Below are 26,853 nucleotides of genomic sequence, written 5' to 3'. Positions count from 1 at the left end.
GGCCTTTCATCTCGTTACAGGATCTTGAACGCCGGATCAGAAAGCTCTGGACCGGCCGAGGCGGTGGGCAAGGGTTTGCCATCCACGCTGCGTTTGATCCCATGAATCCACTTTTTCGCGCGTTCGTTCAACTGGAAAGACTTGGTCATCGAACGTCCCCGCGTCACGAGGATGCCGATATCCGCGCCCTCGTAACGATAATCACCCGGTTGCAGGATGCGCAGGAAGAAGGCTTCGTTCTCGCTTTCCACCGCGCGGCGGTGATAATCGAAACGGTCAAAGACCACGCTGCCGTCTTCCTTCATCTTGTAGATGCCGGTCTCGGGCGCCTCGGTGCAGATGTCGACACTGTCTTCGGTGTGTTTAATGACCATCTGGCTCCAGCCGTCGATGTTATCCGGATCGGCCCAGCGGGCGTTCAACTCATCCACGTCGAGGGTGAACTTCTTGCGGCTGAACTCCAGCAGGTGGAACAAGAATAGCGGCGCATCGGCATGTGCAAAGGCCGCGTGGTTGGTCATGGAACTCGCGCCGGTGATGCGCGGGTTCAACTCCCCCAACCACAAGTCGCCGGTCTTCTTGTCGATTAGGAAGTCGAGCTCGAAATAGCCGCGATAGCCCTCTTTCCGCAACTGCTCGCCGAACTTGAAGGTCAGATCGCGCGCCTTCTCGCGGACCTTGGGCGGGAAGGCGGTGGCGAGGATCTCGTTCCCGCACCAGCCGCCGCGGTAGGGGGTCAATTCCTTGAAGCCCACCAGTTCGGTCATCAGCGGGCCGACGATGGTGCCCTCCTTGGTGGCGCAGGCTTCGATCGCGGCGCCGCGACAGTCGATCCGCTTCATGATCTTGATCTCGCCCTCGCCCACGATCTCGCTCTCGTGGCGGCGGAAATCGGCTTCGGACTTAATAAAGAAAGTCGTATGTCCGCTATCGCCATAGGCCGATTGCAGCACGAGGTCATGGCCCAGATCGGCCTTTTCGCAGATCTCGCGCAGGTGCTCGTAGCTTTTCACCTCGCTCAGCGTGTTGGGCACCGAAGGCACGCCGGCCTTGTTGCCGATGCGCACAGTCTCAATCTTGTTGTCCATCGACTGGCGCAGCTTCGCTTTCGGGAACCAGACCTCGGCGCCCAACTCCTTGCTCAGGCGCTCGGTCTCTTCGTCGAACATCAGGAAGACGAATTTGGGCTTACCGCCGCGGCGCTTGATGAAGTCGATGACCTCCTTGTGCTGCAGCAGGTAGTTGTTGATGTCCTCGATGCTCTGGAACTCCGCATGGGGCTGTTCCGAGGGGCAAAAGACGTTGGGATGCTTGCCGCCGTAGCAGTCGATATAGCAGATGTATTTGAAATTTTTCACCCACTCATCGAGGCCCAGCAGATTGAAGTTGGTGGCCGAGATGAAATAGACTGGGTCCTCGTTTCGGTGAAAGAACCGGCGGATTTCGGAGATATTCTTGAGAATTTTTGCCATGTCGTAGGTCCTTTTGGTCAAACGGGTGAAGAAGAAAGGTCTTTGCGGCGCACGCGTTTCAATGCCTCCGCGGTAAAGACGCGCAGGCCCAGATCGGGCCGGTATCCGTGGATCTCGCTGACATCGAGCGCGCGCATGAAGTCGAGAATTTCCTGACTGACGACCTGTCCGGGTACGAGGATCGGAAAGCCGGGCGGATAGGGGATGATGAAACTGGCCGAGACCACCGTTTCGCCCGCGTCCATCACCTCTTGCAAGGATCCGTTCAGGTCGAGGTAGTCACAATTCTTCTCATCATAGGCGAGGAAGAAGGGCGTGCGTATGTCGCCCTCGGGCGTGTCGGCGGCGCGGAAGGCTTCGTGGAAGCAACTGAAATCCGGCAGCGGCGGGTAGTTCTCCATCAGATTGGTGACGCGGCGGTCGAAAGATAGCCGCTCCATCCGGCTGGCATCGTCGAGCAGATCGTCGAGCGATTTGGCGATCTCGACCAGTACCTCAATCAGATAGGCGACCGAAGAGCGCGTGGTGCCGATGTTGGTCATGAACAGCACGGTATTGCGCGAGGTCTTGTTGATCTGGATGCCGTATTTGTCCATCAAGATCTGGGTCTTGAAGGTATCGCCATCCCAGCCCGTGCCGCCCACCGCGAGGGTCACGCGGGTCGCGTCGAGCACGAATTCATCCTGCTCCCAGCAATCCCACATGTCGGTCCAGCCCTGCTCAACGTCATAGTAGCTGGTGACGCCGCTTTCGCGGTGCTGTTCGGGGATCATGTCCCCGGCGGAGAGCACTTTGAAATACTTGCGTAAGAGGGGGTGTTCGCTGATCGCGCGACGCATCGACATCGCCGCTTCGACCTGTCGCTGGACAAACTCGAACCCTTCGAGTTCGACCTGACGCCGCCCCACGTCGAGCGAGGCGATGATCTGATAGTTCGGAGAGGTCGACGTATGGGTCATATAGGCTTCGTGAAAGCTCTGCTCGACCTCGCCTTTGAAGTCCTGATCGTTGACGTGGATCATCGAGCCCTGCCGCAGCGAGGTCAGCGTCTTGTGGGTCGATTGCGTGGCATAGGCCCGTACCCGCGCCTGCGGCGGGGGGATCAGCCGGGTGTTGAGCAGGGTCTCATCATCCGCGTCCTTCAGGGTCTTTTGCTGGGCCTCATAGGCGGCGGCATGGGCCTCGGACTTGAACTTCGCCCGCAGGGTATTGGCCGCGTTCATCGCGGTGCGTTGGCGATATGTGGGACTAAACCGGGCGAAAGCGAACCATGCCTCGTCCCAAAGGAAGATGAGGTCGGGCTTGATTGCCAGACATTCCTCCATCACCCGCTCGACGTTATAGACCAGCCCGTCGAAGGTGCAGTTGGTCAGCAAGAGCATCCGCACCCGGTCGAGTTTGCCCGCCGCCTTCAGCTCCAAGAGCCGCTCCTTGATCTCGCGCAGCGGCACCGCGCCGTACATCGAGTATTCGTTAAGCGGATAGCTGTCGAGGTAGCTGACCTGCGCGCCTGCCAGCACCATGCCGTAGTGGTGGCTCTTGTGGCAGTCGCGGTCGACCAGCACGATGTCGCCGGGCCGCACCAGTGCCTGCACCACAATCTTGTTGCAGGTCGACGTGCCGTTGGTGGCGAAAAACGTCTGTTTAGAGCCGAAGGCGCGGCTAGCCAGTTCCTGCGCCTCTTTGATCGGTCCATGTGGCTCTAGCAGGCTGTCGAGCCCGCCCGAGGTGGCGGAAGTCTCTGCAAGGAAGATATTCGGCCCGTAGAACGCCCCCATGTCCTGAATCCAGTGACTGCGGGTGATCGACTTGCCACGGCTGATCGGCATGGCGTGGAAGACGCCGGTGGGCTGTTTGGAATATTCCACCAGCGCGGTGAAGAAGGGCGACTTGTTACGCGCCTGCACCCCACGCAGGATGTTGAGGTGCAGCTCCATGAAGTCTTCTTGATTGTAGAAGACCCGCCGACAAATCCCCAGATCGAGCCCGGCGATATCCTCGACCGAGCGTTCGGTGACCAGATAGGCATCAAGCTCGGGCCGGACCTTGGCGATCATGCGGCAAAGCTCTGGGCCATAGCTCTCGGGTTGAAGTGCGTCGATCTCATCCTGCCCCCCTGCGCGGGCGAGGTAGCGGGTCAGGATCTGTTGATCGACTTTCGATTTCAACGTGAGCCCGGGGCGGACGACGATGGCTTGGATGTTATGGTTGAACATCACCGCGATCAGCGCGTCTTCAAGGCTGGGCACCACGACGGCTTCGTAGATGAACGGGTCTTCGGTCCGGCGCATGCGGGTGACATTGCTGCGCAGCCAGCGTTCCTGCTGTTCATTCACATTGTCGACGATCAGCACTTCGAAATAGGGTTTCGCCAGCGCCCGCGCCTCGGGCGGCAACATCGCCTCGTCGTCATGCTCGTCCTGATCCAGACTGTCGCGTTCCAACGGGATGGTGCGGCGCCGGTAAGCGCCGGTGGTCAGCGCCCGGGTTACCCGGTTCACGGCAAAGGCCAGATCCTCGTAATTGCCATGGGCGAACTGCCGGCGCATGTGGTCAAAGGCGGACATGCCCGGAAAGGCCCAATAGGGCTCAATCAGGGCCAGTGACTCAAACAGCGCCTCAATTTCCTTGCGCCCCTGCGCCGCGTTCTTGCCTTTCGGATCGCGCGACATGGCGGCGGCGGCGGCGCGCAGTGCGCTCCACCGATCCGACCGCAGTTGAATGGCCGAGGAATAGTCGTTCATAGAATGCATCAGTCGTCCTCTGCTGGAGGGCCGACCGATGCGTCAGGTAGCGCTTTGTGCGAACCTAACCCCGGCCTAGCCGCTGGTATTGTCGTTCTGCCCGGGCGTGTCGGGCGTTGTCTGTGGGTCGGGCGTGCCCGCAGCCGGGGCCACGGGCGCCGGTGTCTGGGCCACCTCGGGCGCCGTCCCGGCGGTGGGGCTGGCAAGCGGCTCAGGCGGGAAACCGTTCTTGCCCTTATAGGTCGGGATTTCGGCAGGCACCTGCTGGGCGGGCACATCGACATGCAGCCCCGCGCGGCTGCCCTGTTGCGGGATTTCAAGCGGGCCAAGGGTGTGCAGGAAGGCATCCGCGCCGCTGTCACGGTCATAGACCGGGAAGTCTGTCGGGCGGTCGCGGAAGGATTTGAGCAGTTGGCCCAAGCCCTTCATCCCCGTCTCACGCTGACGGCGCACCATGTTGAGGTCGATCTCGATCGGGAACATGTCCTCTTGCCCCGCCGATTGGTGCAGCACCATCGAAGTCGGATCGACCACGCAGGAGCGGCCCACGCCCCCGGCGCCGAGGCCGTTCACGTCGAAGATATAGCACTGGAACTGCGCCGCCGTGGCGCGCGCGATGGCAAGTTCCGCATCGCGGTCGGTGGTGCCGGTCAGCACCGGGTGCAGCAACACCTCAACCCCTTGCGAGGTCAGCTGCCGCGTCGTTTCGGGGAACCACATGTCATAGCAGATCGACAGGCCAAAGCGGCCCACATCCGGCACATCGAAAATGCAGAATTCATTGCCCGCGGCGATGCCCGCCTCATAGGGCCGGAACGGGAACATCTTGGCATAGCGGCGCACCACTTCGCCTTCGGGGTTGATGACGACCGAGGTGTTATACACGCGGCCATCCTCGGGATGCTTGAGGAACATCGAACCGGGGATCAGCCAGACCCGGTGCCGCCGCGCGGCGGCCTGAAACTGTTCGATCGTCTCATTCTCGGGCGGCAGGGCAAACCGGTCGAGCGGGCCGAAAGGTGCCAGTTCGGAGAACAGCACCATCTGTGTCCAAGGGAAACGCGCCATCAGAATGTCGAGCCGCTGGATCATGCCCTCGACATTGGGCTGCAAGGCATTGACGTACATCTGCACGCCGGCAATCGCGAAAGGGGTCATGCGTGAATACTCCGAACTACGCGGCGCAATGGACCATTTCCTTGCCTATCTCCGCGAAGCACCTGTCTTACGCCCTCACGACCAGAACGGAAACAGGGGAACGACGCACAATGCGGTCGGCGTTGGAGCCGACGAGGAATTCACGCAGGCTGTCGGGGTGCTCGGACCCCATTACCACCAGATCGGCGTTTGATTTCTTTATCGTTTTCAGCGCCTCGCGGTGGATCTTGCCGAATTTCAGGTGCTGCTTCACCTTTACGTCATCAGGCACCTCACGCTCGACCAGCTGTTCAAGCGCCTTGGCCGCGCGGCCCGTGGCCTGTTTCTCGTAATCTGCGGGAAAGAACCCTTCGACCAGCGGCGTGCCCATGTCCGGCACGACCGAGAGGATATGCAGCGTGCCCTTGGAGAGGCGGATCATATCAATCGCCTGCGGCAACGCCTTTTCCCATGATTTCGGGTCGCTCAGATCAACGGTCAGCAGAATGTTATCGAACATGATGCGCCCTCCTCAGGCTGTCGCGGGCTTACGGGGGGCCTGCGCGGCACGGCCCCGTTGCAAGAAGACCACCAGCGCCAGAAGTAGCAGGGCGGGGATGAACATCCAGTACTTGCTGGGTTGCGGCATCGGTTTCAGCACCCGCAGCACCTCTTGATCCCAATCAAGGCCCGCGCCCTGCGCCGGGCTGTCATAGAGGACATCGTCGATGATCATCTTGTCGCCATCCTCGCGGAACATGAGACCCGCGGCCTCCAGCTTCTCGGCACCAGTCTCACCTTCGCCGATGGGCAGCAGGGCCACGAACTCCAGCGGATCGCCCAGATCGTTCACGCCCGAGATGCGCAGCCGCAGCCGTTCGCCCGCGGGAGTTTCTTCGGCGGCCTGAACGATCTCGGTCGGAGCTTCCTCGCTATAGGGGGGATAGATCATGTCCATCCAAAAGCCCGGGCGGAACAGGGTAAAGGCGATGAGCAGCAGCGCGATGGTTTCATAGAAACGGTTGCGGGCCAGAAAGAAACCTTGGGTCGCCGCCGCGAAAAGCAGCATGGCCACGGTGGCCACCACAAAGATGAACAGCCCCTGCCCCCATGTGACTCCGATCAGCAGCAATTCCGTGTTGAAGATAAACAGGAACGGCAACGCCGCGGTGCGCAGGGAGTAGAAGAAGGCGACCAGACCTGTGCGGATCGGATCACCGCCCGAAACGGCGGCGGCAGCAAAACTCGCCAGTCCCACCGGCGGGGTCACATCGGCCATGATGCCGAAGTAGAAGACGAAGAGATGCACCGCGATCAGCGGCACGATCAGCCCGTTCTGCTGGCCCAGCGTCACAATCACCGGGGCCAGCAGCGCCGAGACGACGATGTAGTTCGCCGTGGTGGGCAGGCCCATGCCAAGGATCAACGAGAGCACCGCCGTCAGGAACAGGATGGCAAGGATATTGCCGCCCGAGAGCACTTCGACCACATCCGCAAGCGCCGAGCCGACACCGGTCTGGCTGACCGCGCCGACGATGATGCCCGCTGTCGCCGTGGCGATGCCGATGCCGATCATGTTGCGCGCGCCGGTGACCAGACCGTCGATCAGGTCAAGGAACCCGGCTTTGACATCGTTGACGAACTGGCTCTCCCCCCGGAACATCGCCATCAGCGGGCGCTGTGTCAGCAGGATGAAGATCATATAGGCCGCGGCCCAAAAGGCCGAGAGGCCGGGCGACAGGCGGTCGACCATCAGCGCCCAGACCAGCACCACGACAGGCAGGATGAAATGCAGACCGGAACGCGCAGTTGGCCCCGGCATCGGCAGGGTCGTCACCTCGGCGTTGGGGTCTTCCATCTCAAGCGGTTCTTCTTTGCTCGCAACATAAAGCAGGCCGACATAGACCGCCGTAAGGAAGACAAAGATGATATAACCCGCGGTTTCGGGGAAGGCCGGGCGGATCCAGCCCATCAGGTAGTAAACCGCAAAGGACAGCGCGCAGATTGCGATGATCGCAAAGGCGATACCGATAAGCTGCTGCACCAGCGGCTTAGGCGTATAGGCGCGCGGCAGGCCCTGCATCCCGGCCTTCATCGCCTCAAGATGCACGATATAGACCAGCGCGATGTAGGAGATCACCGCAGGCAAGAAGGCGTGTTTGACCACGTCGAAATAGGGGATACCGACATATTCGACCATCAGGAAGGCCGCGGCCCCCATGACGGGCGGCATGATCTGCCCGTTGACCGACGAAGCCACCTCGACCGCGCCGGCCTTTTCGGAGTTGAAGCCCACCTTCTTCATCAGCGGGATGGTGAAGGTGCCCGTGGTCACGACGTTGGCAATGGATGAGCCCGAGATCAGGCCGGTCATCGCCGAGGCCACGACCGCAGCCTTCGCCGGGCCGCCGCGCATGTGGCCCATGAGGCTGAAGGCGACCTGAATGAAGTAGTTGCCCGCACCCGCACGGTCCAACAGCGAGCCGAAAAGCACGAAGAGGAAGACGAAGGAGGTCGACACGCCAAGCGCGATGCCGAAGACGCCTTCGGTCGTGATCCACTGGTGGTTCACGATCTCCGAAAGGCTGTTGCCCTTATGGGCGATGATGCTGGGCATATAGGGGCCAAGCACGGTGTAGAAGAGAAAGACGCTCGCCACGATCATCAGCGCGGGCCCAAGGGCGCGGCGGGTGGCTTCGAGCAGGATCAACAGGCCGGTCACCCCTGCGATATAATCCGGCAGGATCGGCGCGCCGACGCGGTTGGCGATGTCACGGTAAAAGATAAAGAGATACAGCGCACAAAATGTGCCGACGATGGCCAAGGCCCATTCCCAAATCGGAATGCGGTTCTTGGGCGAGCCGAGCAGCACTGTCGCGACCACAAAGGCCGCCGGGAACGGGATCCACCAGACCGCGGTGGAATCCTTCGTACTGACCATAAAGAGCGCGGCAAGAACGGCAGGAACGATGACGCCAAGCGCCACCTGAAAACTCGTGCGCGTGGCCGGAAACACCATGATGCCAAGGAATACGGCAAAGCCGAGGTGGATGGAGCGGGCCAGCGTATCGTTGAAAAGGCCGATGGGCGAGGCGATGTAGAGTTGGAAAAGGGACCAAGCCAATGCCACCAGCAGCAGCAAGGTGCCCATCAACCCGCTGACAGAACGCCCACCCGTGTCAGAAGAAGCGACAAGTTCGTCCAGTTCCGCCTGGCTCAATCCACCCCGGTCACCGGTCGCGGCGGTTTCGACAGCCGCCGCCTTTTGCTGGTCCTTCTCAGACATATCGTCCCCCTGTAGGCTCCACCTTGGGGCGGATGCGCATATTGTTTTTCCGGGCCCCTGACGGCAGCGTACCGCCGCCAGAGCTATCATGTCACGGATAGATTACTCGAGCCAACCTTGCTCTTTGTAATACTTCTCGGCGCCGGGGTGCAGCGGCGCGGAAAGACCGCCCGAGATCATTTCCTCTTGGGTCAGGTTCTCAAAGGCAGGGTGCAGACGCTTGAAACGGTCGAAGTTGTCAAAGACCGCCTTGACCACCTGATAAACGACTTCGTCGTCAACATCGGCGGAGGTCACGAAGGTGGCTTTCACGCCGAAGGTTTTCACGTCTTCGTCGGTGCCCTTATACATGCCGCCCGGCACGGTGGCCTCGGCATAATAGGGGTTGTCGTCGATCAGACCTTGGATTGCGTCACCGTCCACGGGGATCAGCTTGGCATCAACGGTCGACACGGCTTCTTGGATCGAACCGTTGGGGTGGCCCACGGTGTAGATGATCGCATCCACCTTGTTGTCGCCCAGAGCGGCGGCTTGCTCAGCCGGTTTCAGCTCGGAGGCCAGTGCGAAATCGTCCAGCGTCCAGCCTTTGGCGTCCATCACGACTTCCATGGTGGCGCGCTGACCGGAACCGGGGTTGCCGATGTTGACGCGCTTGCCCTTGAGGTCATCGAAGGACTCGATGCCGCTGTCGGCACGGGCGATGACGTTGAAGGGCTCACCATGCACGGAGAAGACCGCGCGCAGGTTGTCGAACTTGTCGCCCTCGAACTGGGAGGAGCCGTTGTAGGCGTGGAACTGCCAGTCGGACTGGGCCACGCCCATGTCCATGTCGCCCGCTTTGATCGCGTTGATGTTGGCGATCGACCCGCCGGTGGAAGGCGCGGTGCATTTCAGGTTGTGATCCGCGGTGCCGCGGTTCACCAGACGGCAGATCGACTGACCGACGACAAAGTAAACGCCCGTCTGGCCACCAGTGCCGATGGTGATGAACTTTTCCTGAGCCATGGCCGCAGTGCCGGCCACCATGGCACCGGTCATCGCGAGCATTTTGAACATTTTCATAAGATGTCTCCCATTGTTATAATTGGCGGACCACCCTTTAGGCCTCCGCCATTGCATGCACAAGTAGAGCGCCGCAGCCTTCAGGCAATTGACTGGGCAGGGAAATTTCAAACGCGCCGTTCGGGCCGCGAGCAGACATGCCCCCGTGGCGGGAATCCCCAACTTCACGTTAGGTCGGTTTTTCATCGCAATCAATGCGGCTGACACGAAGGGCCGCAAAGCCTACCCGACGGGCTGGGGCAAGTCGGGCAGAACCGGCGCGGCGGCGATCAGCGATTTGGTATAGGCGTGCTGCGGCGCGTCAAAGACCTGCGCGGTCTCTCCGGCCTCTACGATCTTGCCGGACTGCATCACCAACACCCGATCCGTCACCGTGCGCACCACCGACAGGTCATGCGAGATGAAGAGATAGGTCAGGTCATAATGGCTGCAAAGATCGGCCAGCAGGTCGAGGATCTGCGCCCGGACCGAGACATCAAGCGCGCTGACGGCCTCATCGAACAGGATCAACTCGGGCCGGATGATCAGCGCCCGGGCAATGGCGATCCGCTGGCGCTGCCCGCCGGAGAATTCGTGAATGTATTTCCGTGCATCCGCCGGGCGCAGTCCCACGGCGGTCAGCGCTTCGTCAATCGCGCGGGAACGCTCGGCCCCCTGTGGCGGGTTGTCGAGCAGGTGAAACGGCTCGGTCACCAACCGATCAACGCGGTGGCGCGGATTGAAGCTGCCGAAAGGGTCTTGAAACACCACCTGCATCTTGCGGCGCACGGCGAGGTTCGGCTGCGTCCCGGTAAAGACCGGCTGGCCATCGACAGTGATACTGCCCTCTTGCACCGGCTCCAGCCCCAAAATCGCCCGGGTCAGGGTCGATTTCCCGCAACCGGATTCCCCGACCAGCCCCAAACGCTCCCCCCGGTTTAGGGTAAAGCTGAGGTTGTCCACCGCGCGGAACGTGCCGGGCGCGCCAAAGAGTGTCTTGCGCGGCAGATGGTAATCGCGGCATACGCCTTTGACCTCTAACAGAGGCTTAGGCGCGGGCGGCGCGGGCAGGTTCACCTCATGGCGGGAGGCGTCGAAAAGCATTTTGGTATAGGGGTGCTGCATGTTGTGCAGCAGGGCCTGCGTCTCCCCCTGTTCGACGATCTGCCCCTTGCGCATGACGATAATCCGGTCGGCCATATCCGCCACGACGGCAAGGTCATGGGTAATCATTAACAGCCCCATGCCGTCTTCGCGCGCCAAGCGGGTCAGCAGGGCGAGGATCTGCGCCTGCGTAGTAACATCCAGCGCCGTGGTCGGCTCATCCGCGATCAGCAGACGGGGGCGCAGGGCGATGGCGATGGCGATCACCACCCGCTGGCGCTGCCCACCGCTCAGCTCATGCGGATAGCGCGACAGGGGGAAGTGGTCTTGGGGCAGGCCGACGCGGGTCAGCGTATCGGCGGCGCGGGCCTCAGCCTCGACCCGGGAGACGCTGGGTTCATGGACGCGGATGGTTTCGGCCACTTGGCGACCGATGCTTTGCACCGGGTTGAGCGCGGTCATCGGCTCTTGGAACACCATGCCGATGTCATTGCCGCGCATCCCGCAAAGCGCCGCTTCGTCCATTTGGGCCAGATCATCGTCGCCTAGCATGATGTGGCCGGTGGTCTTCGCGCCCTTGGGCAGCAGTTGCATCGCAGCCAGCGCGGTCATCGACTTACCCGAGCCGCTTTCCCCGGTCACAGCCACGATTTCACCGGGCGCGACAGAGAAGGTCACCCCGTCGAGGATGCGCAGCCCGTGGATCGACAGCGAAAGGTTAGAGACATCCAAAAGCGTCATGTGCGTGCCACCCTCAGGCGGGGATCAAGCAGGTCGCGCAGCCCGTCACCCATCAGGTTCAGCCCCAACACCGTCAGGATGATTGCGAAACCCGGCATCAGGGCCATATGCGGCGCGATGCTGACCATGGTCTGCGCATCGGCCAGCATCCGGCCCCAAGACGGCACCGGCGGCTGCGCGCCGAGGCCGACATAGCTCAGCCCCGCCTCGGCGAGGATGCCGAGAGAAAACTGGATGGTCCCCTGCACGATCAGCAGGTTGGCGACATTGGGCAGGATATGCTCGAACGAGATCCGGGCCGCGGATTTGCCTGCCACCCGTGCTGCCATGATGAACTCCCGCTGCCACAGCGACAGCGCCGCGCCGCGGGTAATGCGGGCGAAAACGGGAATGTTGAAGATGCCGATGGCGATGATCGCATTGATCGCCCCGGCTCCAAAGACCGCCGTAATCAGGATGGCGATGACAATGGCCGGGAAGGCAAAGACCAGATCATTGCCACGCATGATGACCTCATCCACAAGGCTGCCGCGCCGCGCCGCAGCCCAAAGCCCCAGCGGCACACCCACGCCCATGCCAATGCCCACCGCCACCAGCGCGACGGCGATAGAGGTGCGCGCACCGACCATGATCATGCTCAGAATGTCGCGACCAAAGTGATCCGTCCCCATCGGATGCGCCAACGACGGGCTGCGCAGCTTGTTCGCGATATCAAGCCCGGCATAGTCATAGGGCGTCCAGACAAAGGAGATCAGCGCGGCCAGCAGAAAGACCGAGGTCAGCACGGCCCCAAGAAACAGATTGCGGTTCATGTGCGTGCCCTCAGCCGGGGATCGACGGCGGCATAGGCCAGATCGACAAGGAAGTTCACCAAGATCACTGAGAAGACCAAGAGCATCACGACCGACTCGACGACGATCAGGTCTCGTGCCGAGATCGACTGAAACACCAGCCGCCCAAGGCCCGGCAGGTAAAAGACCTGTTCGATAATGATCGACCCGGCCAGCAGGAAGGAGAATTGCAAGCCGATGATGGTCAGCACCGGGATCAACGCATTGCGCAGCCCGTGCCGCCAAAGCGCCTGCCGTGCGGTCAGCCCCTTGGCCCGCGCGGTGCGCATGAAATCTTCGCCCAGCACATCCAGCAGGGCCGAGCGCATGACCCGCGCAAGGATCGCCGCCTGCGGCAAGGCCAGCGCGATGGCAGGTAGGGTCAGCGCGTGCAGCCCGGCGAAAAGCCCCTTGTCCCAACCGACGAAACCGCCTGCCGAAAACCAGCGCAGATTGATCGAAAAGATCAGCACGAGGATCATGGCGAACCAGAAGTTCGGCACAGCCACACCCAATTGCGTCGCCCCCATCACGCCCACATCCCCCGCCCTACCGCGGCGCGAGGCAGCATAGATGCCCGCCGGAAAGGCCACGACGACAGAGAGGAAAAGCGCATAAAGCGCCAAGGGCACAGAGACCCAAAGCCGGTCGCCGATCATCTCGGTCACCGGGGTGCGATAGGTGTAGGAGGTGCCGAAATCCCCCTGCAACATGCCACCGACCCATTCCAGATAACGCTCTGGCCGGGACTGATCGAGCCCCAGTTCACTGCGCAGCGCGGCCAGTGTTTCGGGCTGGGCATTCAAGCCCAGCATAAAGGACGCCGGATCGCCGGGGGCGACCTCGATCACCATGAAAATCACCAGCGACGCGACCGCGAGACTGATGAGCAAGGAGAGAAATCTTTTCAACGCATAGCGCAACATAGCGCGGAGGTTAGGCGGCACGCTCGAGAGGGTCCAGAGCCCGCGTGCAGTTTCCCGCGCGAGAAAGAAAAAAATGATCATTTTTTGGATGTTCGGCAAGCTGCGCCCCGAATGATCGCTGAAAGAATCCAGTCAAGGCATGCTCTTAGCCGCTTTGGGCGCGGTTTTCGCGGGGCTTATCGCTATGCGCTGGAACCATATCGGTTATGCGGTGTTGTTTTCGGGAGAACAGACAAAACTGGAGAATGAAAATGAAAACGACTTTGAAAACACTTGCGATCGCCAGCCTTCTGGGCACCGTTTCCGCACCCGCATTTGCCGCTGCGCACATGGACATGGCCACCATGACCTGCGCCCAGTACCAAGAACTGAGCGATGACGACAAAATGAAAGTCGCTTCCATGGCAATCGCCGAGCTGGAAGATGGCGGCCACGGTGGCTCCCTGATCACCGAAACCAAGAGCGACGGTTCTGAGCCGAGCGACATCTCCGCTGAAGAAGCAACAGATTCCGAAGAGGCCGAAGATTCCCTGATCGACAACACCAAAGCCGTTGAAGATTCCGAAGACGCCGACGTGATGGCCGACACGGACATGCAGCAGGAAATGGAAGACTTCATGGTCGTCTGCAACCAGAACCCTGACGCGCTGGTAAGCGAAGCCGCTGCTGGCATGCGTGGCAAAGACTAATAGGTCTTCGCATCTAATTACAAAGGGCGCGCCTCCCGGCGCGCCCTTTTTTAGTGTCTCAACATGATCCTTTCAGATCACTCTGCCCAGCTGACGCCGGTCAGATCGGTCGCCTGTGTCGGTGCGTTCACCCAAAGCCCTTCGACACCGGCCTTGGCAATCGTCGGGAAGGCGAGCTGGAACAGGTAACCGTTCACATAGTCTTCGGCGATAATACGCTGCGCCTTGGCCAGCATTTCGCTCCGCGCGGCGGGGTCGGCGGTCTTGTTGAACTCGGTCATCAGAGACTGGAATTCGGCATTGTCATACTGGAAGTAATAGTCCGGGTTGGCATAGATGTTGATGTCCATCGGCTCGGTATGGCTGATGATCGACAGGCCGAAATCTTTGCCTTTGAACACGGTTTCCAACCACTGCGCCCATTCGACATTGGTGATCTGCGCCTTGATGCCAACCTCGGCCAGCTGCGCGGCAATGATCTCACCCCCGCGGCGGGCGTAGGAGGGGGGCGGCAGGTGCAATGTCGTCTCGAACCCATCGGGGAAACCGGCCTCGGCCAGCAGCGCCTTGGACTTTTCGGGATCGTAGGCGCTCATCTGTGTCAGGTCGACGTAGTCTGGGTTATGCGGTGCGAAATGGGTGCCGATGGGCGTGCCATAGCCAAACATCGCGCCGTCGATGATCGCCTGCCGGTCGATGGCATGGGCCACGGCCTCGCGCACTTTGACGTTATCAAAAGGTTCGCGCTGGTTGTTGATTGACAGGATCGTTTCCCCTTCGGTCGAGCCGATCAGAACCTGAAACCGCGGGTCGGCTTCGAACTGGGGGATATTCTCGGGCGCGGGGAAGCCGGTGAAAACATCGACATCTTCGGCCATGACGGAGGCGAAAGCCGCTGTCGGGTCCGAGATGAATTTGAAGGTCGCACTGGCCAGCGCGGGCGCTTCGCCCCAATAGTCTTCATTCCGGGTCAGGGTGATCTTGTCGCCTTGGTTCCAGTTTTCGAACTTGAATGCGCCGGTGCCGATTGGGGTCTGTTTGATCGTCTCGACCGATTCCGGCGCCACGATCACCGCATCGCCCCAGGCGAGGTTGAAAAGCATGTTGCCGTTCGGCTCGCTCAGTTTGACCTCAACGGTCTGGGGATCGATGACATTCACCTCGGAGATTGCGGAATAAAGTGCCTTTTGCGCGTTGGCGCTGTCTTCGGCATTGATCCGGTCGAGGGTGAATTTCACATCCTCGGCATCCATCGTGGTGCCATCGTGAAAGGTGACCCCCTCGCGCAGCTTGAAAGTATAGGTCAGCCCGTCTTCGGAAATCTCCCAAGATTCCGCCAGCCCCGGCACGACAGAGCCGTCGCCCATGAAGCGGGTCAGCCCTTCGAAAACATTGGTATATAGCACCGAGTCGATGGCGCCCGCAGCGGCGGAGGTCGGATCGAGGTGCGGCGGCTCAAGCTGCATGGCGACGGTGATGTCGTCCTTGGCAAGGGCCGTCGTGGCGGCAGCGGCCAATGCGGCGCTGGCCACACCGGTCATCAAGCGGTTCAAACGGTTCATGAAAGTCTCCCATATTGGCGTATTTTTTGCGAGGCTAGCCAAAAGCCACGCGGCACGCCAGCCTTCGTTGCCAAGCGCGCGCGAGAAGGGTATCGCGGGTGCTTTGCACAGGCGTGCCGCGCATCGGGGCGACCGTGAAAAGGCATCAGGAGAACATCATGGCCACGCTGGGGATTGATTTCGGAACCTCCAACACCGCGGCGGGCATCGCCGTTGACGGCACGCCGCGCCTGATCCCGCTGGAGGCCGAGGCGCAGACCCTTCCGACGGCGATGTTCTTTGATTTCGAAGCGCGGGAAATGCGGATCGGTGCCGCGGCATCCGACGCGCTGCTGGCCGGGGCCGAGGGCCGCTATATGCGCGGCTTGAAAAGCCTGCTTGGCACCCGGCTGATGCGCGAACGAAGGGTGCTATTGGGCGAAAGACTCGACTTTATCGACATTGTTGCGCGGTTTCTGGCACGGGTCAAAACGCAGGCCGAAGCCGCCACGGGACTGCACTTCGACAGGGCGCTCTCGGGACGCCCCGTGCGCTTTCACTCAGCCGATGACGCCCGCGATGCACAAGCCCTGACAGACCTGCGCGAGGCCTATGGCCGGGCGGGTTTCGATCATGTGGACTTCATGAACGAACCCGAAGCCGCCGCGATTGCCAATCGCGCGGCCTTGCGTCCGGGGGATCTGGGGTTGGTCATCGATATTGGCGGCGGCACCTCGGATTTCACGCTGTTCCGGCAGCGCGGAAATGATGAGATCGACATTCTGGAAAGCCACGGCATTCGGCTGGGCGGGACCGATTTCGACCGGTCCCTGTCGATCGGGCGGGTGATGCCGCAGCTTGGCATGGGCAGCGAAATTCGCCACGCTTTCGGGGGTGACACCCATATCGCGCCCAATGCGATCTTTAACGATCTGGCCACCTGGGCGAAAATTCCGTTTCTCTATGGGCCGGAGACCCGAAAGGCGGCGGCGGAACTCCATAAGTTCGCCGAACATCCCAAACGTCTGGCTCGCTTGGTTAAAGTGCTCGACGAGGAGCTTGGCCATGACCTCGCCTTTGCTGTCGAAGCGGGGAAAATCCGCGCCAATGGTGCGAAGGGCGCGGGGGATGCTGATCCGGTGATCGATGTCTCGATGCTCAAACCCCGCGCGACCTTGCCCCTGCCCCGCGACTGGATGCGCAAGCGGCTGTCGAAACTCGCTGTGCAGATAGGGGATGCGGCAGAGGCGACGGCGCAGAACGCAGGCCTCGCGCCCGAGGCAGTGGACCGGCTGATCTTTGTCGGCGGGTCGAGCCTGATGGCGGTGGTCGAAGAGGAGATGCGGGCGCGGTTTCCACGGGCGGAACTGCATCGGGGGGCGGCGCTGACGGCGATTGTTGAGGGGTTGGCCTTGCGGGCCAGTGGGGATGAACGCGGCTGATCCGGCTGGTTGAGAGTGCGGGATCGGTATTTGAGAAAGGATGAAGTTGAAGGGGGGAGGCTCGAAAGGGCCGCTGGTGGTGCGGCGTGAGGCTGCGGTCTTTTTACTGTGCAGGAGGCTGCGGCGGGCTATGTTCATTATGTCCATAGTTTTTAGGAAGAACACGCATGGCCCCACTGATCCAGAAGAAACCCCCGACCTCTGCTGTGCAGGAGGAGGCGGAAGAACGCTCTGTCAGTGATGCGGCGGCGCTGTCGCCCAAGCTGATCTATGAGGTGATCCGCCGCGAGGGGCGCGATGAGTTGAACCGCACCAACCGGTCATTGATCTGGTCGGGGATTTCTGCGGGGATGCTGATCAGTCTTTCTGTCTTGGGCGAGGCGATTTTCCGGACCTATCTGCCGGATGCGGAATGGCGGTTCCTGCTGGAGAACCTTGGCTACTCCTTGGGTTTCATCGCTGTCATCATGGGCCGGATGCAGTTGTTTACCGAGAACACCATCACCACCGTCTTGCCGCTGATGCAGGAGCGTAGTTTGGGTGTTTTGTGCAGCCTGTTGCGGCTTTGGGGTGTCGTGCTGGGGGCGAATGTCGTTGGGGCCTTCGCGGCGGCGGCGCTGTTTATCTATACGCCCGCCATCCCTGAAAACATTCTGCCTGCCATAATTAGTCTTTCGGAACACGCCACCGGCATGGGGCTGTCAGAAGCATTTTGGCGGGGCATTCCGGCGGGCGTGATCGTGGCGCTGATCGTTTGGATGCTTCCGCAAGCGGATGAGACGGCTTTTTTCCTGATCCTGACCTTCACATGGCTGATTGCGGCGGGGGATTTCACGCATATTGTCGCGGGGTCGGTCGAGATGGCAGCGCTGATCCTGCATGGCGGCTTGGGGGTCGGTCAGGCGATCTTTGGCTTCTTCCTGCCGGTGCTTGTGGGCAACATCATTGGCGGCACGGTGGTCTTCACCCTTGTTGCCTGGGGCCAGGTCCGCGACGATGTGGAGGACAGTTGAGGCAAAGCGGTCCCGATCAAGGTCGGGGCCGAATTGAGAGGAATGGCATTGGTGTTGCGCAGACCCCCGACCCGACCGGCGATCTATTGGGATGCTTTCAAAGCGAGCCTGAAACAGGCGGCGGAGGACAACCTTGCGCTGATCTCGGCCGGGGTGGCGTTTTTCGCCATGCTGTCGCTGTTTCCGGCGCTGGCGGCATTGATCGCGCTTTTGGGGCTGATTTCGGACCCTGTCGTCGTCGTCGCCCAATTGGAGGAAGTGCGCGGACTGCTGCCGGATGACGTCTATGACATCATCAATACGCAGGTGACCGGCTTGGTCACCGCGCGGGCCGATACATTGGGTTGGGCCGGTATCGTGTCATTGCTGGTGGCGCTTTGGTCCGCCCGGGCCGGGGTGGGGGCGATGGTGATCGGATTGAACGCCGTTTACAATGAGCGCAACCGCAATGCCGCGAAACACTACCTTCATGCCCTGCTTCTGACGGTGAGCCTTGTGGCGGTCGGCATCGTGGCGCTGCTGGCGGTAGTGATCGCGCCGATCATTCTGGCCTTCATCCCGCTTGGCCCCTTTGGCAATGCGGTGGCCGACCTTTTGCGCTGGACCGTGGCGACGGTGGTTTTGTTTGCCGGGGTTGGGGTGCTCTACCGCTTTGGCCCGAACCGGCGGGCGGCGCGGCTGCCGTGGCTCAGCAGCGGGGCGATTTTGGCGGTGCTGTCCTGGGCAGTGCTCTCCATCGGTTTTTCCTATTATGTGGCCAATTTCGGCAACTATAATCAGGTCTATGGCTCGATCGGGGCGGTGATCGCGATGTTGATCTGGCTTTGGATCAGCAGCTTTTTGATCTTGTTTGGGGCCGCGTTGAACGCGCAGGTGGAGCGGCGGACGCGGCCTGACAGCACCGTTGGCCCGGCCAAGCCGCGCGGGCAACGCGGGGCGGAGGCGGCGGATACCTATATCGATGTTGCGCAGGACTGACGGTTAGAGCAGCGGGCGTTTTTGGCGGCTTTCCGGATCCGTCATCCCCTCTTTCGCCAAGGCGGCGAGATCGTTGATTTGCAGCACCCTGTCGGACCATGACAGCAATTGACGCTCCTTCAGGGCGCCGAGGGTCTTGTTGGTGTGCACCACCGAGAGGCCAAGCGCATCGGCCAGATCGCGTTGGGAATAGGGCAGCAGCATCTGGTTGTGGGTGACCATCCCGAGCGACTGGCCGCGTTCGAAAATCTTGACCATCGCCCAAGCGATGGCCTGCATCGCGGTGCGTTGGCCGATGGTGGCGAGGACTTCGCCCATGAAATGCTCTTCGATGGCGGCCAGCCAAGTGATGTCAAAAGCGCGTTCGGGGTGGGATTTGAAAAAATTCCAGAACTCACTGCGGTTAAAAACGCAGAGCCGCATATGGGTCCGGGCTTCGACGGAATGGCCCATTTCGCCCATGATGCCTGCCTGTAGCCCGATGAAATCGCCGGGGAAGACAAAGCTAATGACCTGCCGGCTACCGTTCTCCAGCGTCTTGTCGCGGATGCCCATTCCGGTGAGCGCCGTGTAAAGCTGGGGCGAGTTCGACCCTTCCATCAGGATCGGCGTGCCAGGTTCGACGGTCAGCTCACCCGACTTGAACTTCTCCATGAAGCTCACTTCTTCTTTCGACATCGGCAGGAAGGCATCCTTGCGCCGAAGGGGGCAATAGCGGCATAGTGTCGTCATTAGATAAAATTTGCCTTCATATGTCTTAGTTTAATGCGCGCGTTTTGCGCACCCCCTACACCGGCGACTTTGCTTACCCGGGGGAAGACCATGTCGATCTTGATCTACGAACCGGACCCATTGGTCTGTTCAGACATAAATGAAACGCTTTCTGCCGCGTTTCCGCAATCTCAAATTGAAGTATTGGAAAGCTTTGACCTCAGCGCCTTGGTGGACAACGTCAACGACACGGAATTCGCGGTCCTGTCGCTGCGGCGCGAACAGTTGCAGCAGCATCTGTCGGAACTGTCGAACTTGCAGGAGTGGTTTCCGATCATCTGCATCATGAACGATACACCACGGCTGGCAAAGGTGGGCGAGCGGCTGAAATTCATCACCCGCCCGTTTTCCAGCAGCAACCTGCTGGCCGCGGTTAACGGCGCGCTTTCTGACCCGCGGTTATGCCAGCCAGAAATGCCATGACCAGGTTCTTCAGGCCGTCATGATCGTAGGCGGCGGGGCCTTCTTGCCGGGACCGCTGCGCCGCGGCCTCACCATCTGACCCGGCGATGGCGAGCAAGAGAAAGCCCATACCGAAATAGACCGCGCCGAGGATCAGCGCGGCGGTGAGCGCTGTGGTGACGGTGATGAGGTAAAGCCATGCCGCCAGCGTGAGAAACAGCAGGCCGATCAGCAAAAAAAGCACGGCCCCGGCGCTGAGCATGGCAGTGCGCAGCGCCCGTCGCAGGGAGCCGCGCAGATGTTGCATCACCGAAGACAGCATTTAGCGGCGGGCCGTCACAAGACCGACGAGGAAACCGATGCCTGCGGCAATCCCCAAAGCGGTTCCGGGCTGGGCCTTGAGGAATTCCTCGGCCTGTTGCTGAACTTCCATCGCCTTGAGACGCCCCGTATCGGCGAAATCATTCGCCGCATTGCGGGCATTGTCGCGCATCTCTTCCGACTTGGCCTTGCCATAGTTGCCCAGGGTTTCGGTCAGCGATGCGATGTCTTTTTTGAGAAGTGCGATCTGATCCGACAGATCGTCAATCGTCACCTCTTTTGCGGCAGCGGTTGTGGTCTTGGCCATGCAAGCCTCCTGAATGTTTGAGTGATGTTAGGCGGCACATGCTTTTAATGCAAAGGGTTCCCTACGCGACGTTGCGCGCGGGGAACCCTGTTTTCGCGGCTCAGCTTCAGGCGTTGAGCGTTTCCGTGGAGGAAAAGAACATCGCTTGCGACACGGCCGAGACGACCTGATCCACCGAATAGGGTTTGGAAATCAGGAAGGCAGGCTCGGGCTTGTCGCCGGTCAGCAGACGCTCGGGGAAGGCCGTGATGAAGATCACCGGACGCATGCCCAGCTCGTTCAGCAGGTCGTTCACTGCGTCGATGCCCGAAGAGTTGTCGGCCAGTTGAATGTCGGCGAGGATCAGGTCCGGCACATCGGCCTTGCCCAGTTTCACCGCCTCTTCACGGGTGCGGGCGATGCCGGTCACGCGGTGGCCCATCTCGGCCACAATGGATTCAATGTCCATCGCGATGATGGCTTCGTCTTCGATGATCATCACCGAACCCGAGGTGCTGTCGGCCATCTCACGATGGGCGATCTGGATCAACTCGCCCGCTTCGGCCTCATCCACACCGATGATCTTGGCGATTTCCCCGTGAGAGAAGCCTTCGATCGTGTGCAGCAAAAGCGCTTCACGGCTGTTGTTCGTGAGGCTGGAAAGATGGCGCTGTGCCTTGGCCCGCGGGCCGCTTTCGCCCTCTTCGACCGGGGCACCTGCGCTGGCCCAAATACCGTACAAAACCTTGAAAAGACCCGTCTTTGTATCTACTCCATCGAGCACCGAGCGATCAACCAAGATGGCTTCGAGGGCTGCCGCAGCAAAGGTGTCGCCGCTGGTCTGGCTGCCTGTCATCGCCCGCGCGAACCGGCGAAGGTAGGGGATGTTGGCTCCCAGTTCATCGCTGATGCTGGTCTTTTGTGTCGCATCGTTCATCTAGTCGAATCCTTTTTACTTTTCTTGGAACCAAACACGTCGACATTGTGTTTGGTTCCAGTATGCATGCATAATTATTCAAACGAGACGACGATGCCAGAGGTGATGTTAGTGAATTCAGGAAACAAGGACGAGCGCGAGCGCGTCATCGACGACAACCTCAAACGGGTCTTCGATGAGACGCTCGAAGAAGGCATCCCTGATCGTTTCAAGGATCTGCTTCAGAAGTTGAAGGAACAGGATTCAGAAAAAGGAACGTCATGATGACCCGTCCCGATCCGCGCGACGAGCTGGTAGAACATCTGCCGGCCATGCGGGCCTTTGCCATCAGCCTGACACGCAATGGTGCCACGGCAGACGACATGGTGCAGGACACGTTGGTCAAGGCGTGGACCAACATCGAAAAGTTCCAAGAAGGCACGAATATGCGTGCTTGGCTCTTCACGATCCTGCGTAACACCTACTATTCCTCGCGCCGCAAGGCGAAGCGCGAAGTCTCGGACGTGGATGGCGTGCTGACCGATGGGCTGGCCGAAAAGCCCGCGCATGATGGCCACATGCAGATGACCGACTTCCGCAAAGCGCTGGCCCTTTTGAAGGACGAACAACGCGAAGCGCTGCTTCTTGTCGGGGCCTCCGGTTTCTCTTACGAAGAAGCTGCGGAGATGTGTGGGGTCGCTGTTGGCACCATCAAAAGCCGCACCAACCGGGCGCGTGCCCGCCTTGCCGAACTGCTGGGTCACCATGACGACGAGTCGCTTGAAATGACCGATGACGCAACAATGTCTGTCCTATCCGCATCTAAAGTTTCCTCTTTCTAAATATGACATCTGGCTTCTTCAGCGGTGATCTGATGCGTGGGCTGACGATCCGTATCCTGCTGTTTCTGTCTCTCGCGCTTTTGCCCATCGGGCTGATCGCGGTTGTACAGACACGGCAGATCGCGGATCAGAGTCGTCAAAGCGCGGAGCTATCGCTGATCGCCGTCACGGAACAAGCCTCTGCGGCGGAACGCCGGGTGATCCAAGAGGCCTTTGGCGCGGCAGAAGCTCTCACCGCCATCGTGCGGCTCAGGCGGGAAGATCCCGAGGAATGCACGGCTTTCCTTAGGGAATACAAACAGGCGTCAGACATCTATTCGCTTGTGGGTTTCATCGGACTAGACGGACAAATGACCTGCTCCTCCACGGGGCAGGATCATGACTTTTCGCAGGATGAGAATTTCCAGACCCTGCTGGAAAACCCCGTCCGCCGCGCGATGCCAGTGTTGCAGGGGGCGGTCAGCAACCAAGTGGTGACGCTGATCAACGCGCCGGTCTACGAAGAGCGCGAGTTGATCGGCTTCATGGCACTTAGCATCCCCGAGGATGCCATTAACGCGATCCGCGAGCCCAAGAGCAAACACAGCAGCGTCGCGATGATGACCCTCAATAAGATGGGTCATATCCTTACCACCGAAAACGGGCTTGAGGTGGCCAAGACGGAATATCCCAGCGATGTCGCCCTGTCGTTGCTGACCACGAAAGAGCCCAATGTCTTTCTTTCGCAAAATTCCGACGGCCAAGAACGCGCCTATGTGATCGTGCCGATCGTGCCCGACACGGTCTTCGCGCTTAGCGTTTGGCCCAGCAACACCCCGTTTTTGGACACCGGCGTTTCGACCCGCCTCAGCGCGCTTTTGCCCATCGTCATGTGGCTGGCGAGCCTTATCGTGGCCTTCTGGGCGCTGAACCGTCTGGCGATCAACCATATCCGCAAGCTTGGGCGGCAGATGCGGCGCTTCGCGCTGAACCGCACCCTGCCGCGTGGGACACTCGGCCCCTCGGTTCCCACCGAATTGGTCGAGATGGAGTCTGCTTTTGTTGGCATGGCGGAATCCATCCTGCGGGACGAGGCGACGTTGGAAGACAGCCTTCGGCAGAAAAACATCCTGCTGAAAGAGGTGCATCACCGGGTTAAGAACAACCTGCAACTGATCTCTTCGATCATGAACATGCAGATCCGGCAGGCCAAAAGCGAAGATGCGCGTTTCGTGCTGCGTCGGTTGCAAGACCGTATCCTCAGCCTCGCCACCGTGCATAAGAACCTTTATCAAAATGACGATCTGGTCCGCGTCAATGCCAGCGAGTTGCTGCGTGAGATTGTGGGCCAGATGCTTTCTGTCGGCTTGCCATCCGGCTCTGGCGTAAAGGTGGAACAGTCCTTCGAGCCGATCAAGATCGACGCCGACGATGCCGCGCCGCTGACCCTGCTGGTTTCTGAGGCGCTGACCAATGCGCTTAAATACGTCTCGACGGTCGAACATGGCAAAGGCTTCATTTCGCTCAAACTGATCCAAACCGGGCCAGAGCAGGCGATGCTCGAAGTGCGCAACACCATCGGCAACCCCGAAGAGGTGAAGTCCGGCACCGGGCTAGGCTCGCGTCTGATCCTCGCCTTTACCCGCCAGTTGAACGGCCAGGTCGAGGTGGAAACCAACGACGACATCTATCAGATCAGAGTGAACTTCCACGTCCCGACCGACAGTAAAATGATCTACGATTACTGAGGCGCCAAAGCCCCAATGGAATCTGGCCCGAAACGTGGCGGAACGATCACAGACTCGTCATAGGCGAAAAATTTGTCGGAACCCTTTGGCCTGCGCGCGGTTGAGCACCTGAAACGCAGTGCTAAAAAGGAACACGGAGATGACCACGGAGCTTTTTCTCGGCGGTCTGACCATCCTGACCTTAGCGGCGGTCATCATCCTTGCCCTCACCACGGGCCGAAGGGAACTTCACCCGGATGAGGACCGCACCGGGCGCGAAAAACAGCAACCGGAGGCCCAAAGGTCGAACTACCGGTCAGACTACTAAGACCTGACACCCCCTATCGACCGCCCCGAGCAGAATGCTCGGGGCGGTCGATATTTATGGGGCACCTTTTTTAGAAACTGGGCGGGGTACAGGCGCTGACGATCTCACAACTCTCGGACCCGGTGTTGCGGAACCGATGCGGCAGGCGGCTGTCGAACAGATATCCATCCCCGGCATGAAGCAGGCTGACCGCGCCATCCACCGTCACTTCGATGCTCCCGCGCACCACGACCCCCGCCTCTTCGCCCTCATGGCTCAGAAACTCAGGTCCGGTATCCGCGCCGGGCTCATAGGTTTCATGCAGCACCTGAAGCGCGTGATGCGCAGCACTGCCCAACTGGCGCAGGGATACGCCGCCCTGACGGCTTGGTGAAATCTCGGTCAACTCCTCCGCACGGTAGAAGACCTTGGCGCTATCGTCTTCTTCCAAAATCGCGAAAAACTCGGCCATGCTGATGGGAATCGCGTCCAACAGACTTTTGAGCGACGCAACCGAGGGGCTGGTTCGGTTCTTCTCGATCAGCGATATCGTGCCATTGGTCAGCCCGGCCTTGGCAGCAAGCTCCCGTTGGGAGAGTCCGTGTTTCTTGCGGATCGCTCTGAGTTTATCGCCGACGTTCAATGGCTTGTCCTTTGTAGGCCCCCGCGCCGCCGCCACGGGGCACGGCCTTGGGCCAACCGGGGGTCACGGGAATTGTTAGATAGAGGCTGCAATGCCGATTGACAATTATATTAAACGGAATATGGATTTTTTAAACGACACGTCACCGCCCCTTCTCTTTCGCAATAAGGTATCTGTTCCATGTCCAGCACCGTCAAGAAATCGCCCCGGAAAACCTCGGCCAAGGCCAAAGCCGCGCCGCAGATCTCCGTGGTCGAGACCAACCCCGCGACCCAAACCGACGGTCAGACCAACGCCGACCTCGTCGCGCGCCGCAATGCCGCCGTGCCGCGCGGTGTGGCTTCCGCCGCGCCGGTCTACGCGAAATATGCCGAGAATGCCGAGTTGTGGGACGTGGAAGGCAACCGCTACATCGACTTCGTCGGCGGCATCGGCGTGCTGAACACCGGGCACCGTCACCCCAAGGTGGTTGAGGCCGCCAAGGCGCAGGAAGATCATTATACCCACACCAGCTTTCAGGTCGTGCCCTACGGGCCTTATGTCGTCCTAGCTGAGAAGCTGAACGCGCTCGCCCCCGGTGACGCGCCCAAGAAGACGCTGCTGGTCACCACCGGCGCCGAAGCCGTTGAGAACGCCGTGAAAATCGCCCGCGCCGCCACCGGCCGCCCGGGCGTCATCGCCTTCACCGGCGGCTACCACGGCCGCACCCTGCTGACGCTTGGCATGACCGGCAAGGTCACGCCCTACAAGAAAGACGTCGGCCCCTTCCCCGCGGATGTCTTCCGCGCGCCTTTCCCCTCTGTCCGCGACGGGATCACCGTGCAGGACGCGCTGACCGGGCTGAAGAACCTCTTCCTCACCGACGCCCAGCCCGAACGTGTCGCCGCGATCATCATCGAACCGGTGCTTGGCGAAGGCGGCTACACCCCCGTGCCCTTCGAGATGATGCAAGAGCTGCGCGCGATCTGTGACCAGCATGGCATCCTTTTGATCGCAGACGAGGTGCAGGCGGGCTTTGGCCGCACCGGCACATGGTTCGCGATCGAGCATTCCGGCGTGGTGCCAGACCTGATCACCGTGGCGAAATCCATGGCAGGTGGCTATCCGCTAGCCGGTGTCATTGGCCGCGCCGATGTGATGGACGCGATGGCCCCCGGCGGCTTGGGCGGCACCTATGGCGGCAACCCGGTGGCCTGCGCGGCGGCACTGGCAGCCATCGAGGCGATCGAAGACGAAGGTCTTCTGGCCCGCTCGACCGCGATGGGCGAAACGCTCAAAGCCCGCTTTGCCGAGATTGGCGAGCGTTCCGCGCCCTTCCGGTTCTGGGACATCCGCGGCCTTGGCGCCATGGTCGCCGTTGAGTTCGTGACCGATTTCGACAGCGCCAAGCCCGACGCCGATTTCACCAAACGGGTCATCGCCCATGCGCTGAAGCGCGGCCTGCTGCTGCTGAGCTGTGGCATGTATGGCAACGCCGTGCGCGTGATGGTCCCGCTGACAGCCTCCGACGCCATCGTCGAAGAGGGGCTCGCCATCTTTGAAGAGGCCGTCGCCGCCGCTGTCGCCGAAGAGCAAAAGTAAACCAAACGGTCACACCGGATGGATCGGGCGCGCGGGGCAACCTGCGCGCCCATTTTTATGGCGTCCCTCCGGCGGGGGCATCCTGTCCCACCTCGGCCCTTGGCATCCGTCGGGGAAGCGCGCAAACTCCGCCC

At 60.7% G+C, this 26,853-nt stretch carries 25 protein-coding genes; 10 read left to right on the top strand and 15 right to left on the bottom strand.

The window, feature by feature from the left end:
- Positions 1-14: 14 nt before the first annotated feature.
- The 9 genes from ACGYK9_RS08115 to ACGYK9_RS08075 form a co-directional block, all read right to left on the bottom strand.
- A complete protein-coding gene (locus ACGYK9_RS08115) occupies positions 15-1,472 on the bottom strand; it encodes a biotin carboxylase (protein ID WP_394409353.1) in 1,458 nt (485 codons plus the stop codon).
- Between the two features lie 17 nt (positions 1,473-1,489).
- Positions 1,490-4,225 (bottom strand): aminotransferase class I/II-fold pyridoxal phosphate-dependent enzyme, encoded by a 2,736-nt coding sequence (locus ACGYK9_RS08110; RefSeq protein ID WP_394409350.1) that lies wholly within the window; start codon positions 4,223-4,225, stop codon positions 1,490-1,492.
- 66 nt (positions 4,226-4,291) lie between these two features.
- On the bottom strand, positions 4,292-5,374 hold the full coding sequence (locus tag ACGYK9_RS08105) for a carbon-nitrogen hydrolase family protein (protein ID WP_136720276.1): 1,083 nt from the start codon (positions 5,372-5,374) through the stop codon (positions 4,292-4,294).
- A gap of 67 nt (positions 5,375-5,441) precedes the next feature.
- Positions 5,442-5,873 (bottom strand): universal stress protein, encoded by a 432-nt coding sequence (locus ACGYK9_RS08100; protein WP_067268202.1) that lies wholly within the window; start codon positions 5,871-5,873, stop codon positions 5,442-5,444.
- Between the two features lie 12 nt (positions 5,874-5,885).
- Positions 5,886-8,639, bottom strand: a complete 2,754-nt coding sequence (locus tag ACGYK9_RS08095; protein WP_394409347.1) for a TRAP transporter permease — start codon at positions 8,637-8,639, stop codon at positions 5,886-5,888.
- Positions 8,640-8,741: 102 nt separating this feature from the next.
- Entirely contained in the window at positions 8,742-9,701 is a 960-nt protein-coding gene (locus ACGYK9_RS08090) for a TAXI family TRAP transporter solute-binding subunit (protein ID WP_067268205.1), read from the bottom strand.
- A gap of 222 nt (positions 9,702-9,923) precedes the next feature.
- The gene (locus ACGYK9_RS08085; RefSeq protein WP_394409344.1) at positions 9,924-11,525 is read right to left on the bottom strand and encodes an ABC transporter ATP-binding protein; all 1,602 of its coding nucleotides are present in this window, start codon (positions 11,523-11,525) and stop codon (positions 9,924-9,926) included.
- On the bottom strand, positions 11,522-12,337 hold the full coding sequence (locus ACGYK9_RS08080) for an ABC transporter permease (protein WP_067268208.1): 816 nt from the start codon (positions 12,335-12,337) through the stop codon (positions 11,522-11,524). Before ACGYK9_RS08080 ends, ACGYK9_RS08085 begins: the two co-directional genes overlap by 4 nt.
- A complete protein-coding gene (locus tag ACGYK9_RS08075) occupies positions 12,334-13,281 on the bottom strand; it encodes an ABC transporter permease (RefSeq protein ID WP_322329653.1) in 948 nt (315 codons plus the stop codon). The genes ACGYK9_RS08080 and ACGYK9_RS08075 overlap by 4 nt, the downstream gene beginning before the upstream one ends.
- Positions 13,282-13,532: 251 nt before the next feature.
- Between ACGYK9_RS08075 and ACGYK9_RS08070 the strand changes: the two genes are divergently transcribed.
- Complete coding sequence (locus ACGYK9_RS08070; RefSeq protein ID WP_394409341.1) at positions 13,533-13,970, top strand: HdeA/HdeB family chaperone; 438 nt, start codon at positions 13,533-13,535, stop codon at positions 13,968-13,970.
- A 77-nt stretch (positions 13,971-14,047) separates the two neighbouring features.
- Here the strand turns inward: ACGYK9_RS08070 and ACGYK9_RS08065 are convergent, their stop codons facing one another.
- Complete coding sequence (locus tag ACGYK9_RS08065; RefSeq protein WP_394409338.1) at positions 14,048-15,532, bottom strand: ABC transporter substrate-binding protein; 1,485 nt, start codon at positions 15,530-15,532, stop codon at positions 14,048-14,050.
- 158 nt (positions 15,533-15,690) lie between these two features.
- Here ACGYK9_RS08065 and ACGYK9_RS08060 point away from each other — a divergent pair, with 158 nt between their 5' ends.
- From ACGYK9_RS08060 to ACGYK9_RS08050, 3 genes are all read left to right on the top strand, one after another.
- Positions 15,691-16,953 carry an Hsp70 family protein gene (locus ACGYK9_RS08060; protein WP_394409335.1) on the top strand — a complete coding sequence of 421 codons (1,263 nt, stop codon included), beginning with the start codon at positions 15,691-15,693 and terminating at the stop codon, positions 16,951-16,953.
- A gap of 167 nt (positions 16,954-17,120) precedes the next feature.
- Positions 17,121-17,966, top strand: a complete 846-nt coding sequence (locus ACGYK9_RS08055; RefSeq protein WP_394409332.1) for a formate/nitrite transporter family protein — start codon at positions 17,121-17,123, stop codon at positions 17,964-17,966.
- A 42-nt stretch (positions 17,967-18,008) separates the two neighbouring features.
- A complete protein-coding gene (locus ACGYK9_RS08050; protein ID WP_394409329.1) occupies positions 18,009-18,944 on the top strand; it encodes a YihY/virulence factor BrkB family protein in 936 nt (311 codons plus the stop codon).
- 3 nt (positions 18,945-18,947) lie between these two features.
- Here ACGYK9_RS08050 and ACGYK9_RS08045 read toward each other — a convergent pair whose 3' ends face one another.
- A complete protein-coding gene (locus ACGYK9_RS08045; RefSeq protein ID WP_394409326.1) occupies positions 18,948-19,676 on the bottom strand; it encodes a Crp/Fnr family transcriptional regulator in 729 nt (242 codons plus the stop codon).
- Positions 19,677-19,766: 90 nt separating this feature from the next.
- Here ACGYK9_RS08045 and ACGYK9_RS08040 point away from each other — a divergent pair, with 90 nt between their 5' ends.
- Positions 19,767-20,138: a hypothetical protein gene (locus ACGYK9_RS08040; protein ID WP_394422478.1), complete on the top strand. Its 372-nt coding sequence runs from the start codon at positions 19,767-19,769 to the stop codon at positions 20,136-20,138.
- Here the strand turns inward: ACGYK9_RS08040 and ACGYK9_RS08035 are convergent.
- The 3 genes from ACGYK9_RS08035 to ACGYK9_RS08025 form a co-directional block, all read right to left on the bottom strand.
- Positions 20,089-20,439 (bottom strand): phage holin family protein, encoded by a 351-nt coding sequence (locus ACGYK9_RS08035; protein WP_394422476.1) that lies wholly within the window; start codon positions 20,437-20,439, stop codon positions 20,089-20,091. The genes ACGYK9_RS08040 and ACGYK9_RS08035 overlap by 50 nt on opposite strands.
- Positions 20,440-20,745: a YqjD family protein gene (locus ACGYK9_RS08030; protein WP_394409317.1), complete on the bottom strand. Its 306-nt coding sequence runs from the start codon at positions 20,743-20,745 to the stop codon at positions 20,440-20,442. It lies immediately after the preceding gene.
- A gap of 106 nt (positions 20,746-20,851) precedes the next feature.
- Positions 20,852-21,661: a response regulator gene (locus ACGYK9_RS08025; protein ID WP_067264155.1), complete on the bottom strand. Its 810-nt coding sequence runs from the start codon at positions 21,659-21,661 to the stop codon at positions 20,852-20,854.
- 93 nt (positions 21,662-21,754) lie between these two features.
- On the opposite strand from ACGYK9_RS08025, the gene ACGYK9_RS08020 reads away from it, so the two are divergent.
- The 4 genes from ACGYK9_RS08020 to ACGYK9_RS08005 all read left to right on the top strand — a co-directional run bounded on the left by ACGYK9_RS08020 (position 21,755) and on the right by ACGYK9_RS08005 (position 24,516).
- Positions 21,755-21,925: a NepR family anti-sigma factor gene (locus ACGYK9_RS08020; protein ID WP_197470876.1), complete on the top strand. Its 171-nt coding sequence runs from the start codon at positions 21,755-21,757 to the stop codon at positions 21,923-21,925.
- Positions 21,925-22,482: an RNA polymerase sigma factor gene (locus tag ACGYK9_RS08015; protein ID WP_067264157.1), complete on the top strand. Its 558-nt coding sequence runs from the start codon at positions 21,925-21,927 to the stop codon at positions 22,480-22,482. Before ACGYK9_RS08020 ends, ACGYK9_RS08015 begins: the two co-directional genes overlap by 1 nt.
- Before the next feature lie 32 nt (positions 22,483-22,514).
- Positions 22,515-24,209, top strand: a complete 1,695-nt coding sequence (locus ACGYK9_RS08010; RefSeq protein WP_394422474.1) for a sensor histidine kinase — start codon at positions 22,515-22,517, stop codon at positions 24,207-24,209.
- Positions 24,210-24,348: 139 nt separating this feature from the next.
- A complete protein-coding gene (locus ACGYK9_RS08005; RefSeq protein WP_209216953.1) occupies positions 24,349-24,516 on the top strand; it encodes a hypothetical protein in 168 nt (55 codons plus the stop codon).
- A 70-nt stretch (positions 24,517-24,586) separates the two neighbouring features.
- Here ACGYK9_RS08005 and ACGYK9_RS08000 read toward each other — a convergent pair whose 3' ends face one another.
- On the bottom strand, positions 24,587-25,138 hold the full coding sequence (locus ACGYK9_RS08000) for a cupin domain-containing protein (RefSeq protein WP_394409310.1): 552 nt from the start codon (positions 25,136-25,138) through the stop codon (positions 24,587-24,589).
- A 180-nt stretch (positions 25,139-25,318) separates the two neighbouring features.
- Here ACGYK9_RS08000 and gabT point away from each other — a divergent pair, with 180 nt between their 5' ends.
- Complete coding sequence (gabT, locus tag ACGYK9_RS07995) at positions 25,319-26,719, top strand: 4-aminobutyrate--2-oxoglutarate transaminase (RefSeq protein ID WP_394409307.1); 1,401 nt, start codon at positions 25,319-25,321, stop codon at positions 26,717-26,719.
- Positions 26,720-26,853 lie beyond the last annotated feature (134 nt).

The organism is Sulfitobacter sp. 1A15258 (assembly GCF_043557045.1).
Lineage (GTDB): Bacteria > Pseudomonadota > Alphaproteobacteria > Rhodobacterales > Rhodobacteraceae > Sulfitobacter > Sulfitobacter faviae.
Note: the sequence above shows the minus strand (reverse complement) of the source record. Positions and strands in the feature narration are given on the sequence as shown.